Annotated in this window: 13 protein-coding genes and 1 pseudogene; 3 read left to right on the plus strand and 11 right to left on the minus strand. The window is 72.2% G+C overall.

The window, feature by feature from the left end; all coding sequences use genetic code 11:
- Positions 1–119: 119 nt before the first annotated feature.
- Positions 120–1,322, minus strand: coding sequence for an MFS transporter (locus D455_RS0109895; protein WP_017570569.1), 1,203 nt, complete (start codon positions 1,320–1,322; stop codon positions 120–122).
- 540 nt (positions 1,323–1,862) lie between these two features.
- On the minus strand, positions 1,863–2,843 hold the full coding sequence (locus tag D455_RS0109900) for a LacI family DNA-binding transcriptional regulator (RefSeq protein WP_193789421.1): 981 nt from the start codon (positions 2,841–2,843) through the stop codon (positions 1,863–1,865).
- A gap of 549 nt (positions 2,844–3,392) precedes the next feature.
- On the opposite strand from D455_RS0109900, the gene D455_RS0109905 reads away from it, so the two are divergent.
- A complete protein-coding gene (locus D455_RS0109905; RefSeq protein WP_017570571.1) occupies positions 3,393–3,767 on the plus strand; it encodes a hypothetical protein in 375 nt (124 codons plus the stop codon).
- A gap of 23 nt (positions 3,768–3,790) precedes the next feature.
- Here the strand turns inward: D455_RS0109905 and D455_RS34525 are convergent, their stop codons facing one another.
- The 9 genes and pseudogenes from D455_RS34525 to D455_RS0109945 all read right to left on the minus strand — a co-directional run bounded on the left by D455_RS34525 (position 3,791) and on the right by D455_RS0109945 (position 10,973).
- Entirely contained in the window at positions 3,791–3,949 is a 159-nt protein-coding gene (locus tag D455_RS34525) for a hypothetical protein (protein ID WP_017570572.1), read from the minus strand.
- 209 nt (positions 3,950–4,158) lie between these two features.
- The gene (locus D455_RS0109915; RefSeq protein WP_017570573.1) at positions 4,159–5,028 is read right to left on the minus strand and encodes a cytochrome c biogenesis CcdA family protein; all 870 of its coding nucleotides are present in this window, start codon (positions 5,026–5,028) and stop codon (positions 4,159–4,161) included.
- Entirely contained in the window at positions 5,025–5,849 is an 825-nt protein-coding gene (locus D455_RS0109920; protein ID WP_017570574.1) for a DsbA family protein, read from the minus strand. The genes D455_RS0109915 and D455_RS0109920 overlap by 4 nt, the downstream gene beginning before the upstream one ends.
- Positions 5,850–6,095: 246 nt before the next feature.
- On the minus strand, positions 6,096–6,956 hold the full coding sequence (locus D455_RS0109925; RefSeq protein WP_338037821.1) for a M56 family metallopeptidase: 861 nt from the start codon (positions 6,954–6,956) through the stop codon (positions 6,096–6,098).
- Between the two features lie 101 nt (positions 6,957–7,057).
- Positions 7,058–7,418: pseudogene (locus tag D455_RS32785) on the minus strand (BlaI/MecI/CopY family transcriptional regulator).
- A gap of 60 nt (positions 7,419–7,478) precedes the next feature.
- A complete protein-coding gene (locus D455_RS0109930; protein WP_017570576.1) occupies positions 7,479–8,720 on the minus strand; it encodes a PQQ-binding-like beta-propeller repeat protein in 1,242 nt (413 codons plus the stop codon).
- 86 nt (positions 8,721–8,806) lie between these two features.
- Positions 8,807–9,529: a DsbA family protein gene (locus tag D455_RS0109935; protein WP_017570577.1), complete on the minus strand. Its 723-nt coding sequence runs from the start codon at positions 9,527–9,529 to the stop codon at positions 8,807–8,809.
- Positions 9,530–9,669: 140 nt separating this feature from the next.
- Positions 9,670–10,455 (minus strand): sulfite exporter TauE/SafE family protein, encoded by a 786-nt coding sequence (locus D455_RS0109940; protein ID WP_017570578.1) that lies wholly within the window; start codon positions 10,453–10,455, stop codon positions 9,670–9,672.
- Between the two features lie 248 nt (positions 10,456–10,703).
- A complete protein-coding gene (locus D455_RS0109945) occupies positions 10,704–10,973 on the minus strand; it encodes a metal-sensitive transcriptional regulator (protein WP_017570579.1) in 270 nt (89 codons plus the stop codon).
- A gap of 374 nt (positions 10,974–11,347) precedes the next feature.
- On the opposite strand from D455_RS0109945, the gene D455_RS0109950 reads away from it, so the two are divergent.
- Positions 11,348–12,724 (plus strand): MBL fold metallo-hydrolase, encoded by a 1,377-nt coding sequence (locus tag D455_RS0109950; protein WP_017570580.1) that lies wholly within the window; start codon positions 11,348–11,350, stop codon positions 12,722–12,724.
- 179 nt (positions 12,725–12,903) lie between these two features.
- A partial coding sequence (locus tag D455_RS0109955; RefSeq protein ID WP_017570581.1) for a rhodanese-like domain-containing protein occupies positions 12,904–13,464 on the plus strand: 561 nt, incomplete at its 3' end.

Below are 13,464 nucleotides of genomic sequence, written 5' to 3' on the forward strand. Positions count from 1 at the left end.
CGTGACCCTCAGCGCTCCGGGGCGCTGAGCACCGCACGGCACCGCTGGTTCCCGCTTCCCTGCCTCCCGGGGGTCGGGGGCTCCGCCCTCCCGGTGGCACCGGGAGGGCGCCTTCGAGGTCAGGGCAGCGCGCTGAACTCCGGTTCCCGGTCGGCCTGTCCGTTCCGCTCCCGACGCCGTCCCGGACGGTCCAGGACCCCGGCAGCCACCGCGATGCCCAGGCCCACCACGGCCAGGACCGCGCCGATGGCGGCCGGGGAGGTGTACCCCAGGCCCGCACTGACCCCGACGCCGCCCAGCCACGCTCCGGCGGCGTTGGCCAGGTTGAAAGCCGAGTGGTTCGAGGCCGCGGCCATGGTCGGCGCCTTGGCGGCCTTGCCCATCACCAGCACCTGGAGGGGGGTGGCCACGCCGAAGCCCACCGCACCCAGGACCAGCACCGTCGCCGCCGCCGTCCAGGGGTTGTGCACGGTCACGGTGAACACCACCAGTACCACGGCCAGGGAGGCCAGCGCCCCGTAGACCGTCGGGCGCAGAGCACGGTCGGCCAGGGGGCCGATGATCAGCGACCCGAGTGTCATTCCGGTCCCGAACAGGGCCAGGACGACGGGCACCCCGGACTCGGACATGCCCGCCAGCTCCGTCATCATCGGTGAGACGTAGCTGTAGACGGCGAAGACCCCGGCGAACCCGAAGACCGCCGTGACCAGGCCGAGGACGACCTGGGAACGGCCCAGCTCACGGAGTTCGTGGCGCAGTCCCGTTCCGGCGGCCGGGGGCTGGCGCGGCACGAGGGCCGCGACGCCCAACACGGCGAGCAGGGCGATCCCGGACACGACCAGGAACGCGGCGCGCCATCCCAGCTCCTGCCCCAGGAACGTGCCCGCGGGCACTCCGACGATGTTGGCCACGGTCAGCCCCAGGAACATCCGTGAGACGCCCGTCGCCCGTCGCCCCGGTCCGGCGATGTGCGCGGCGACCAGCGATCCGACGCCCAGGTAGGCGCCGTGGGGAAGCCCGGCCAGGACCCGGGAGGCGAACACGGCCTCGAAGGACGTCGCCAGGACGGTGGCGAGGTTGCCCGCGAGGAAGAGGCCCATGAAGACCAGTAGGGCCGCCTTGCGGGGCAGCCGTGTGCTCAGCGCGGTGAGCAGGGGAGCGCCGACCACGACGCCCAGGGCGTAGGCGGAGATGAGGTATCCGGCGGTCGGGACCGAGACGCCGAGGTCGGTGGCGACCTCGGGCAGCAGTCCCATGATGACGAACTCGGTGGTGCCGATGGCGAACGCGCCGACGGCGAGGGCCAGCAGGGCCAGAGGCATGGAGAGTCCCCTTCGAAGGGTCGGTCGGGGTCGCGTGTACCGGGTGCCGTGGGTGGTCGGCGCCTCCGGAAGGTGCGGCCTCGGCGGAGGCCGGGTGATGGCGGAGGGTGATTTGGCACGTGCCAAATCCAGTGTCGGGGTTCTCCGGGGGTGAAGCCAACCGTCCGCGCGTGTGATGTGCCTCTTAGGGCGGTTTCGGTGCGCCACATCCCGCCGTGCGGCCGTGCCGCCATCCGGCCCGGCACCCAGGGTGTGGTGATCTCCACATCGGCGGGGGCTTCACCGGACCCCCTTCGGCGCGCCGTCCCTTCGCGTCCTGTCGAATGGCCAGCTCCTCCTGTGGTGCGGCACGCCTCGAGCCGACGGGGGTGTCCACCGCCCGTGATCCGGCGCCGCGGTGGTGTCCGGGCGCCTCCGCCGATCGGCCCGGTCCGGCCGTACCCGCCGAGTCCGTCGGCGCCCGCCGCCAGCACGTGCGGACCCGCGTGCCGCCATGGCCGCTCCGGGAGGACACGGCCGGGGGCGTCTCCGAGCGTGGACTCAGCGTGGGGGAGCGGTGCTGCCGCGCACCGTCAGGGCGGGCTCCAGCAGAAGGTGTCGGCTCTCGGCGCGCCCCTCGTCCAGGCGTTCGGCCGCGCACCGGACCGCCAGGCGCGCCATCCGCGCCGCGTCCTGGCGCACGGAGGTGAGCTGGAGGAAGGACAGACGCGCGGTACGGCTGTCGTCGTAGCCCACCACCGACACGTTCCCTGGCACGCTTACCCCGGCACGGACCAGCGTCGCCAGCAGTCCGAACGCGCACAGGTCGTTGGCCGCGACCACGGCCGTGGGCAGGGCGTCCCGGGCCAGGAGGCGTCGGGCCGCGCTGGCTCCCGCCTCCTCGGAGTAGTCGCCGGGAAGGACCTCCACGCACCCGTCCAGGCCGTGCTCACGCATCGCCTCGGCGTAACCCCGCGCGCGATCGGCGGCCCCGGGAAGGGCGCCGCCGTCGACGTGGACGATCGCGCGGTGGCCCAGCCCCACCAGGTGGGTGACGGCACGGCGGACGCCCTCGGCGTCGGCGGTGCGCACGCTGTCGGTGCCCCCGGCGCCGGTGCGCTGGCCGATCTCCACCACGGGAACCCGTTCGGCGACCCGGGCCAGGTCCGCGGGAGCCTCCGCGGACAGGCCGATGAGGACCAGCGCCTCACAGCGCAGTCCCACCAGTTCGTCGATCGCCTCGCGTTCGCTGCGGGTACTGGCCATCGCGCTCAGCACCAGGCCGTATCCCTGTTCGGCGGCGGCGGGGTAGAGCTCCTCGACCAGGTGGGCGTCCATCGGGTAGCCCATGCCGAACAGCACCCCCACCTGGCGGCTGCGCGCCCGGCGCAGCATCCGCGCGGCCGTGTCCGCCCGGTACCCCAGTTCCTCGGCGGCCCGCAGGACCCGTTCCCGGGTCCGCGCGCTCGGGCCGGGGCGGTCGCCCAGGACCAGTGAGACCAGCTGTCGTGAGACACCCACGTGCGCGGCCACGTCGGCCATCGTGGGGTGGCGTGCGGCGGGGATGCCCGCCTCGTTGCCCGGCATCGAGTCCTCCCCCGGTTCGCGCCGCCCGGTGCTCCGGGTCCTGGCGCCTGGTGTGACGGCGGTGGGGCGCCTGACGTACCCAGGCCCACATTGTGGCACCAGGGGGCGGGGAGGGGCGGCGGAAGGCGGACGGCTTCGGACATGGCTGTGGCCCGCGTCCCCCAACGCGGGCCACAGCGTGCGCGGCCAGTGTGCACTGAGTGCGGTCTGGCCGCTGGGAAGGCGGATGTAGCGGCGAAATACGCGTCGGAAACCCCCATTACCGACACGAGCGCTGACATCCGCGCATGGATTGTGGTGAGCGCCTCACAGGACCTTGCGGGTGGTTTCGGGCGACGGGGTTCGGGGTTCGGTCTGGGGCGCTTCACCTGTGAGAACGCTTCGTTGGAGTCTGGTGTTCCCGCTGGACGAACCGATTTTCGGGTCGTTTGGTAAAAAGCGGGTGCGGACTGTCCAAGCTCTTTCTCAGCTCCTGCCCACGCACTACCCAAGGAGGTCCTCCCCATGCCCGGAACACTCACCCTGTGGCGACCCACGGGGCCCGCGGAAATCGCTCTCGTCAGGGATTCCGGGTGGGTACGGTGGCCGCCGCGCCTGCCCGGGCAGCCCATCTTCTATCCCGTGCTCAACGAGGACTACGCGGTGCGGATCGCACGCGAGTGGAACCTGCCACGTGAGGGCGAGGGGCACGTCACACGCTTCCACGTGGACGCGGACTTCGCTTCCCGTTATCCGGTGCGGCAGGCCGGTGGGGAGACGATTCTGGAATTGTGGGTGCCCGCCGAGGAACTGGACGAGTTCAACGCCCACATCCGTGGGCCGATCGAGCTCGTGCGCTCCTTCCTGCCCGGGCACCCCGAGGGCGTCGTCCCCGACTGAGTCGTTCCCGGCCGGGGACGGCGTCAGGCTCTGGGATCGGGGACGGGGAACAGGTCCGGGTCCACGTCGGTCAGAGCTGCCATGACGTCGCCCAGGGCTTCGGAGAGCACCACGGGCTCGCGGGCGGTCCGGTCTCGGTCCTGGTGGGGAAGGTGGCGTCGGGGATCGAGGGTGGTGGCCATGTGGCTGCGGGCGCGTTCGGGTCGGGGGTGCGCCCTCCTCCTTCACGTGTTCAGCCGTCGCGGTCGCCGTGACGCCCGGTGACCGTGCCGTTGTCGGCTCTTTCAGGGATACCAGGAAAGAGTGACATTCGGTGGATACGGAGCGTGCCTGTGGATGAACGCCGACCCACCGGGCGGCTCCCCCGCCTCCCCGGTCCCACCTTCCGCCCCTACTCCCGGCCCCGTACCCCTCCGGCGGCGGAGGCGTCGTGCGCATGCCGCCGGTCGCGGTACCACCCCCACAGCCCCGCCGCCGACAGGCCGCCGCCCAGGAGGGCCAGCACGACCATGTCGGCCCTGAGGCCGCCGACGCCGAAGATCCACTCCTGGAGTTCGTGCGCCTGTTCGGCGAACGGTCCGGTGCCGTCGAAGAGCGTCGCCGTTCCGTCGTAGAGCAGGAACAGCACACCGATGACGATGAAGAGGAGACCGGACAGGGTGCTCGTCGTGTGCAGCCGGACCGGCCCGAGGGCGATCGTGCGCCCGCGCAGCCACCGCCGGGAACCGAGGTCGTAGCGGTCCCACAGCAGGGCCAGCAGGAACAGCGGCGCGGCCATGCCCAGTGCGTAGACCGCCAGGAGCAGGGCGCCGCGCACCGGCCCGCCGGTGGCCGCCACGGTCAGCACCGCGCCCAGGATCGGCCCGGAGCAGAACCCGGCGAACCCGTACACCGCGCCCAGGGCGAACACGGACACGGTGTCGGTCCGCCCGGCCACCTTGCCCTGGAGGCGTTGGGCCAGGCCGGAGGAGAAGCCCAGACCGACGATCTGGGCGATCCCGAAGGCGATGATGAGCCACCCCGCGATGGCGATGAGCAGGTCGCGTTCGCCGTAGAACAGCCTGCTGACGGCGGCCGACCCCGCGCCCAGGGGGACGAGGGTGGTGCACAGCCCGAGGTAGAACACGCCCGTGCGTATGAGGAGCCGTCGCGGGTTCCGGAAGGCGTAACCGAAGAAGGAGGGGAGCAGGAGCGCGCTGCACGGGCTGAACAGCGCGAGCACGCCCCCGGCCAGGGCGGCGACGAATCCGATGTCGGTCACTGCTCCTCCTCCGTGTCCCCTTGGGCGTTGGCCAGCGCCTGGTCGATGACCTGCTCGAACACAGGAAGCGGCTGGGCTCCCAGGACGGGCTGGCCGTTGATCAGGAACGCCGGGGTGGAGGTTGCTCCGATCGACAGCGCTTCGGAGAAGTCGCGGTTGACCTGAGCGGCCACCTCGTCACTGTGGCGGTCGGTGTCGAACTGTTCCCGGTCCAGGCCGATCTCGTCGACGACCCTGTCGATGATCTGCTCCGTGCCGAGGTCCTCCGACTCCGTGGCGATCGCGTAGTAGCTCTCGTGGAACTCCCAGAACATGCCCTGCGCCGCCGCGGCCCGGGCCGCGTGGGAGGCCGTCTCCGAGGTGTCGGTGATGATGGGGAAATCGCGCCATTCGATGCGCAGCTCACCCGACTCCACGTAGTGCATCAGGTCGGGTTGGGTCTCCTGTACCCAGCGCCCACAGTAGGGGCAGCTGTAGTCGGAGTAGGCGACCATGACGACCGGCGCGTCGACGGGTCCCATGGCCGTGGGGTCGTCGGCCTCAAGGCGCGCCATGGGGGCGGTGTCGGCGTTCGACGCGGTGCCCTGTTCGGGAGCGGCGGACGCGGACTCCCCAGCCGCCTCACCGGCCTGATCCTGCTCGGAACCTCCCCAGACGCGGCCGATCGCCAGTGCTCCCGTGACGAGGAGGAGGGCGGCGCCAACCGTGAGGAACAGCTTCCACGGCATCGCCCCGCGTCCGCTCTCCCCGCGGTTTCCGCCCGTGGAGCGCCCGTTCCGGCCCGTCCCGCCGTCCGGGGCCGCCTTGGAGGACCCACCCATGCGCTGTTCCTTCCCTCTGCCTGACACTTTCTTCTATTGAGGATAGTAGAATTTTTATGTGGCTTAGAAAAGGAGGTTGTCCGAGGTCGGAGGGCAGGCCCGACCGGGGGCCTGGTACGCGCGTCAGGGCACTGCGAACCGCGCCGCATCCCCTGGTACCGATCCCCGAACCCACCGGTGGTGGTCCGTGCGGGAGGACGCGTGTGTTCGGGGTTCGCCGGTGGGCTGACCGCTGGACCCCGCCGGTCAGTACGGCGAGGACGCGCAGTCGCAGTGGGGTAGGAGCACACCGGCGAGCGTCGAGGAGACCGTGAGCACCAGGGGAGCCGCCACCAGGGCGGTGACCAGCGCGGTGCGCACCCATCCTCTCCACAGCCGACACCCCTCGGGCGGCGCCACCTGGCGCCGTACCCGGTCGACCGGGCAGGCCCCGCCAATGGACAGGGTCTGCCGTGAACGCACCTGGTCGGCCCCGGCGAGGGCGCCCAACGCGTACACCAGCGGACGCGTTCCGACCTCGCGCACGGCGCTGTCGTCGGCGGCCCACTCCACCAGGACGGGAACCTCGGAGGCCGCCGCGCGGAACAGGGGAACCCAGGGGAAGGCCGCGTTGAGCAGACGCGCCCACCCGACAAGGACGTGGTGGCGTCCCCGGAGATGGGCTCCCTCGTGGGCCAGGACGGCGCGCGCCTGGGATCCGCTCAGCGCCTCCAGGGCGCCCCGGGTGATGACCACGCCCCCCTGTGCGCCGGGGACGCAGTAGGCGCCGCGTTCGGTGGAGTCGACCAGCCACACGGGCCGGCCGTGCAGGAGACGGCGCTGTGCGCCCGAGAGCAGGCTGCGGTGGTGGGAGCGCCGCCACGAGGCCCCCGCCCTCCCGCGCCGCACTCCCGTCCACAGGAGGCGGACCGCCGAGGCCAGGACCAGCAGGGCGCTGACGCCGATGCCCCACCCGGCGTTGTTGCGTTCCAGGGCCTGGAGCATGCTGAGGCAGGCGGCCAGGACCCCCTTGACCGAGGGTCCCAGGAGTTCGGCGGCGAACACGGCCGCCAGGGTGGCGCAGGAGACCAGCCAGACCACGGTCGCCGAGGTCCACAGCGCCAGCATCGTCCTCGGGCCCGGGCCGCAGGCGCGGGAGGCGCCGCGCAGGAGCCCCGGTCCCCTGACGCCGAGTGCGATGACCGCGCAGACGGCGGCGAACGGCCAGATCACGTCTCCTCCCCGTCCTCCTCGGGAGGGAGGCCGTCGAGCAGGTCGCGCAGGGCGCGTGCGTCCTGCGGTCGCATGCCGTCGACGAACCGCAGCAGCGTGGCCTCGGAGTCGCGGCTGGCGGGNTTCGGCGGCGTGCGCCGAACGCTCCCGCACGGGCTGGTAGAACCACACCCGACCGAGGCGCTCGCGGTCGACCCAGCCCTTACGTCTCAGGTTCTCCAGAACGGTGGAGATGGTGGTGTAGGCGGTCGCGTGGTCGGTGAGACCCTCCAGTACCTGGCGGACCGTCAGGGGCTCGGACGCCTCCCACAGGACCTCCATGACCGTCGTCTCCAACGGTCCGAGCCCGGAAATCATGACAGTCTCGCTCCGCCCTCAGTCGTCTGGATCGGGTTCAGCATAGTGGCGTGTCTCCTCTCAGCCGTGTCCGGTTCCGGAGCGGTCGACGGCGACGTAGGCGGCGTTCCCGTCGGGGTCGACCGTCCCGACCAGTACCGGGCCGTCCTCGGGTCCCGCCACGGGGGCCTCCCACGTCCCCTCCGACAGGGTGTGACCGTCCGTCATGGACAGAACACGGTTACCGTCGTCTGCGGTGGTGTACAGCAGGCCGGAGACGATGCGCACGGGGCGTTCGCCGGGCCGGGTCTCCACCGTCCAGAGTCCGTCCCGGGAGGGGGCGTCACGGCCCAGGAGCACGGGCGCGCCCGTCGTCGCGGAGACGCCCGCGACCACCGTGCGCCCGGAGAGGTTCCCGACCGTGACGGGTTCGGTGCGCGGGGACAGTTCGGCCAGGAGGCGACCGTCCCGCGGGTCGTGCACGGTGTACACCGACGCCTCGCCGCGTTCCCAGCGCAGGGTCAGCAGTCCGGCCGAGTCGCTCCTCGGGCGGTGGCCGTAGGTCAGGGTGACCTTCCCGGTCTCCTCGGGCAGGGACTCGGGGATCGGGAGTTCGGTGCCCCGCCACAGCTGTTCGCCCGAGGAGGTGTCGATCGCGCGGAGGTCGCCGTCGCGGTGGACCAGGAGGGTCCCCTGATACTCGTGGAGCACCACGTCACCGTCCTTCTCGTCGGCCACCACCGCTCCGGTGTCCGCGGCCAGGGCGACCTTGGGGCCGGTGTCCTCGCTCATGACCGTGTGTGAGATCTGGGCGAAGACCAGGCCGGGTCCCACCCAGGTACCGGGCACCTCGGTGGGACCCCAGACCTTGTGTCCGGTGGAGGGGTCGTAGGCGGCGGCGGTGATCGTGGTGGCCAGCAGACCCCGTTCGGGCGCCGCGTCGCTGTCCAGGAGCACGACCAGGTCGTCTCCTTGGCTGGTGCGGGTCAGGGTGAATCCCGTGCAGCTCGGATTGCGGGGCGTCGACCAACGGGTGTGTCCCCGGGAGTCCACGCCGAGGAAGCGCAGGCCCTCACCCCCGTCGTCGAAGACCAGGCCGACGAACCCGTCATCGCTGGCCTTGGGTTCGGAGGCGTAGGGGGCGGTCCACAGTCCCCGGTCGCCGAGCACGTCGGGGACCCGTTCGGTGTCCACGGTCAGGGCGGGGGAGGGGGGAACGTCCAGTGGTCGCGCGTCCGTCGGGTCGGCGAGTTCGGGCCTGCCGCAGGCCGTGAGCACCAGGAGCAGGCACGCCAGGGCGCCCGTGCGTGCCGGGACCCGCATCCGCCGCCTCCGGCCCGGGTGGGGGACGCGGTCGGGAGCGGGCCGGTGGCGGGGGAGTGGCGCGGGAGGCCGTGGGGTCGCCATGGTCACCGTCCGGCCGCGCGCAGCGCCGCGTCGACGCTGGTGGTGAAGGCCTCCAGGGGTTGGGCTCCCAACACGGGGTCGCCGTTGATGACGAAGGCCGGTGTGCCGCTCATCCCCATGTCCTGTCCCTCGGCGAAGTCCCTCTCCACGGCCTCCGTGCTCTCGGTGGCGTCCAGGTCGCGCGCGAACGCCTCGGTGTCCAGACCGAGTTCACCGGCGAGCCCCAGCATGTTCGCGCGCACCTCGTCCGTGTCGCCGGTGAAGTCCTCCTGGGCGTCGTAGACGCGGGCGTGGTACTCCCAGAACCGGTCCTGGTTCCCGGCGGCGATCGCCCCGCGAGCGAGCAGGCGTGAGTTCTCTCCCAGGTAGGGGAACTCGCGCCACTCGATTCTGAGCAGTTCCGGGTCGACGTAGGCCTCGACCAGTTCGGGCTGGGTCTGGCTGACCCAATGGCCGCAGTAGGGGCAGTTGTAGTCGGAGTAGACGACCATCACCACGGGGGCGTCGACGGGTCCCATCGCGTGCGGGTCGCCCCCGTCCCGGCGGGCCAGGTCCTCTCCGGCGGCGCGCATCTCCTCGCTGACCATGTCGGCGGTACCGGCGGAGGTGGCCGGGGCGCCGGGGTCCTCGGCGTTCACGAACAGGGCCGTGAGCACCAGTGCCAGACAGGCCACCCCGGCGAGCAGGAGGGCCGGGGCGGTGTTCCGCCGGGGTCGCTCGGACATGGGACCTCGCACACGTTTGTTTCTATGGTCGATAGTTTCCATTCTATCTAGCATAGAAACAGGGGTCGTCCGGGGGCGGTCACGTGCGGAAGGCACTGGTCAGGTGCTCGGAACGCGCTGTTCGAGCGCCGGGTGCCGGGTCAGGCCGCGAACAGGTGTGGGGCCAGCAGCGCGGCCCCGGCCACCCCGGCGGCCACCGCCAGCACCAGCGCGGCGAACCCCCGGCGCAGCGGTCGCGCGGGGACCCTCTTCGCGAGACGGCCGGTGGCGAGGGAGGCGGTCATGGCCGCGGCGGCGAAGACGGCGACGGCGGCGGGGTCGAGCTTGGCGGCGGCCCCGGCGTGGGCGGCCAGGCCGGAGGCCGCGTTGATGACGACGATGACGAGGGAGGTGGCGACGGCCTCGGCGGCGGTCAGCCCCAGCAGCAGGACGAGGGCGGGAACGATGACGAAGCCGCCGCCGACGCCGAACAGTCCGGTGAGGAAACCGACGCCCGCACCGGCCGCGAGCGCCTTGGGCAGACAGCCGCGCCAGTCGGTTCCGCCCGCCTGGGTGCGGCACGCGCCGCCCTGTTCCTCCTGGCCGCGGAGCATGCGCACGGCGACGACGACCATGAGCAGGGCGAAGCCGAGCATGAGCCAGCGTTCGGGAAGGAGGCGGCCGACCGCGGTTCCGGCGAAGGCGGCGGGAAGGCCCGCGGCGCCGAAGACCAGGGCGACGGGCCAGCGGATCACCCGTTGGCGCAGGCGCGGGATCAGGCCGGCCAGGGCGGAGGCGCCGACCACGACGAGGGAGGCGGGGATGGCGGAGGGCAGGTCCATGCCCACGCCGAGGACCAGCGCCGGGACCGCGAGGATGGACCCGCCCGCTCCGAGCAGGCCGAGCAGTAGCCCGACGAGCAGGCCGAACAGTATCGCCAGGGTCATGGGGCGGGGTCCTCCGTGTGTCGGGTCCGCGCCACCGTCGGGGCGCGCGGGTCGGATGGCGGGGTGTGCGTGCCGGTGGAGGGCGTCCGGCGGTGCGGTGGCGGTGGAACCGGGGCCGGGGCGGGTGCGCGTGGCGGCGTTGCCGCGCCGGAGTCCGCGCCTCTCACCCCTTCTGGCTTCCCACACCCCGGGGGGTATGCGGTAGACAAAAACTGAGCGCGGCAAGAGTCACTTGCCGCGCGTTCCGGTCAGGCCAGGGAGAGGAAGAGTCTCTCCAGTTCCTGCTCGGTCATCGGGGGTTCCTCTCCTCGCTCGCGTGCGGCCTGGCAGTGCCGCATCCCGCTGGCCACGATCTTGAAGCCAGCCCGGTCCAGAGCACGGGAGACCGCCGCGAGCTGGGTGAGTACCGCCGCGCAGTCCTCGCCCTCCTCGATCATCGAGACCACGCCGGTCAGCTGTCCCTGGGCACGGCGCAACCGGGTGAGGGCGTCGCCCACCAGTTCCGGGGTCATGTCCATGTTCCACCGCCTTTCCACTGCCTCCAACGTACCCCCGCCCGTATGTGTTCCTCGCGGGGTGTTCTGCTCGGTGGTGGCCCCGTCTCCTCGTGTGCCGGGTGAGGCCTGTGCGGAATAGGTACACCCCGGGGTATGTTGTGACGAGCAAGGTGAAGGCGGTCGGGAACGCAGGCTTCACGAACGCAAGGCTGTGCCCTGCTTATTCATGGGGGTTCCTGGGCTCTGTGGCCGGGGATTCCCGGAGAACGCCCGACTCGCCCGAAGGGCTCTCCTCCGCATGTTCGGAGTGCGGGGAGGACTCTGTTCTCGATATACGCCCGGGGGTACCTGGATCTTCCACATACCCCCGGGGGTCTCTTGGCAAGGAGTGCACCGTGATCCTCACCCAGTACTACCTCGACTGCCTCTCCCAGGCCTCCTACCTGGTCGCCGACGAGGGAACCGGCAGGGCCGTGATCATCGACCCGCGCATCGACGTCGACGAGTACCTCGACGACGCGCGCGACCGGGGCCTCACCGTCGAGGGGGTCATCAACACCCACCTGCACGCCGACTTCGTCTCCGGGCACTTCGAGATCGCCGACCGCACCGGCGCCTGGATCGGCTACGGCGACACGGCCGAGACCCGGTTCCCCGTCCGCCGCCTGGCCGAGGGGGAGCGCATCAGCCTGGGCGAGGTCACCCTGGAGATCATGCACACCCCCGGTCACACACCGGAGTCCATCAGCGTGCTCGTCCACGAGAGGCCCGACGACACGGTCCCCTACGGCGTCCTGACCGGCGACGCACTGTTCGTCGGTGACGTGGGCCGCCCCGACCTGGCCGCCTCCTTCGGGCACACGCCGGACAAGCTCGCCCCGATGCTCTACGACTCGGTGCACCGCAAGCTCATGGCCCTGCCCGACGCCACCCGCCTGTTCCCCGGCCACGGCGCGGGGTCGGCCTGCGGGAAGAACATCTCGACCGAGACCCAGTCCACCATCGGTGACCAGCGCCGCACCAACCACGCGTGCCAGCCGATGGACGAGGAGACCTTCGTCGCGCTGGTCCGCGAGGGCCAGGAGGCCATCCCGAACTACTTCCCCTACGACGCGGCCCGCAACAGGGAACAGCGCGACCCCGTCGACATCGACGCCCTGGTGCGGCCCCTGGAACCGGACGCGTTCCTGGACCTGCGCGCCCGGGGCGCGGTCGTGGTCGACGCCCGCGACCAGCAGGCCTTCAGCGCCGGACACCTGCGCGGCGCCCTCAACATCGGCACCGAGGGCCGGTTCGCCGAGACCGCAGGGATGATGATCGAACCCGGGAGCACGATCCTGGTCGTCGCCGACCCGGGACGGGAGCGCGAGGTGGTGACGCGCCTGGTCCGGGTGGGCCTGGACGACGTCGCCGGTTTCCTGCCCCACCCGGAGTCGGCCATGGCCAGCGTTCCCGGGGAGACCGCCCGGGCCCCGCGCGTCAGCGCCGGTGAGCTGAACGGAGCGCTCAACAGCGGCCGGGAGGCCCCGGTCGTGGTGGACGTCCGGGGCGGCGCCGAGCGCGAGGGCGGCGTCATCGAGGAAGCGGTGCACATCCCGCTGGCCGACCTCCCCGAGCGGATGGGTGAGCTGGACACCGGCCGCCCCGTGGTCGTGCACTGCGCGGGCGGCTACCGCTCCAGCGTCGCGGCGAGCTACCTGCGTTCCCGCGGTGTGGGGAACGTGTCCGACCTGGTCGGCGGCTTCAACGCCTACCGGCTCGCCTCCGCCTGACCCGGGACGCCTCCGGCCCCCGCGCCCGGCCCGACCCGCCGCGTGTGCGGGGGCGCTCCCGAACGCGGCTCCCGCACCCACGTGGGGCCCACCCGCCACGTCCTCCCCGGGGCACCGGTCCCCTGATGGCCGGTGCCCCCGCAACCCCCGACCATCACCCGACCCACCAGGAGCCATCCATGCCCTCATCCACCGTCGACGTCGCCACGGTCCGCACCCTGGTCGAGACCGACCCCGACACCCTGCTCGTGGACGTGCGCACGCCCGCCGAGTTCGAGGGCTCCCACATCGCGGGCGCGGTCAACCTGCCCCTGGGACAGGTGGACCGCCACCTGGAGCGGATCGCCCGGGACGCCGGGGGACGGCTGGTGCTCGTCTGCCAGTCCGGTGGGCGCGCCGAGCAGTGCCGGGAGAAGCTGGCCGGGGCCGGGCTGGAGGGGACCGCGGTGATGTCGGGCGGCATGAACGCCTGGACCGCCGCCGGTGCTCCGGTCGTCGAAGGCCCCAGGCGCTGGGCCCTGGAACGTCAGGTGCGCCTGGTCGCCGGGAGCATCGTGCTGCTGTCCGTGGTCGCGGGCCTCTGGTGGCCGCCCGCGGTGTGGGTCGCCGGGTTCGTCGGCGCCGGGTTGACCTTCGCCGCGGTCACCGACACCTGCGCCATGGGTATGGCCCTGACCAGGCTGCCCTACAACCAGCCCCGGAACGGGGTGGACGTCGAGGCCTCCCTGGACAGGATCCGC

This window comes from Nocardiopsis halotolerans DSM 44410, assembly GCF_000341065.1.
Lineage (GTDB): Bacteria > Actinomycetota > Actinomycetes > Streptosporangiales > Streptosporangiaceae > Nocardiopsis > Nocardiopsis halotolerans.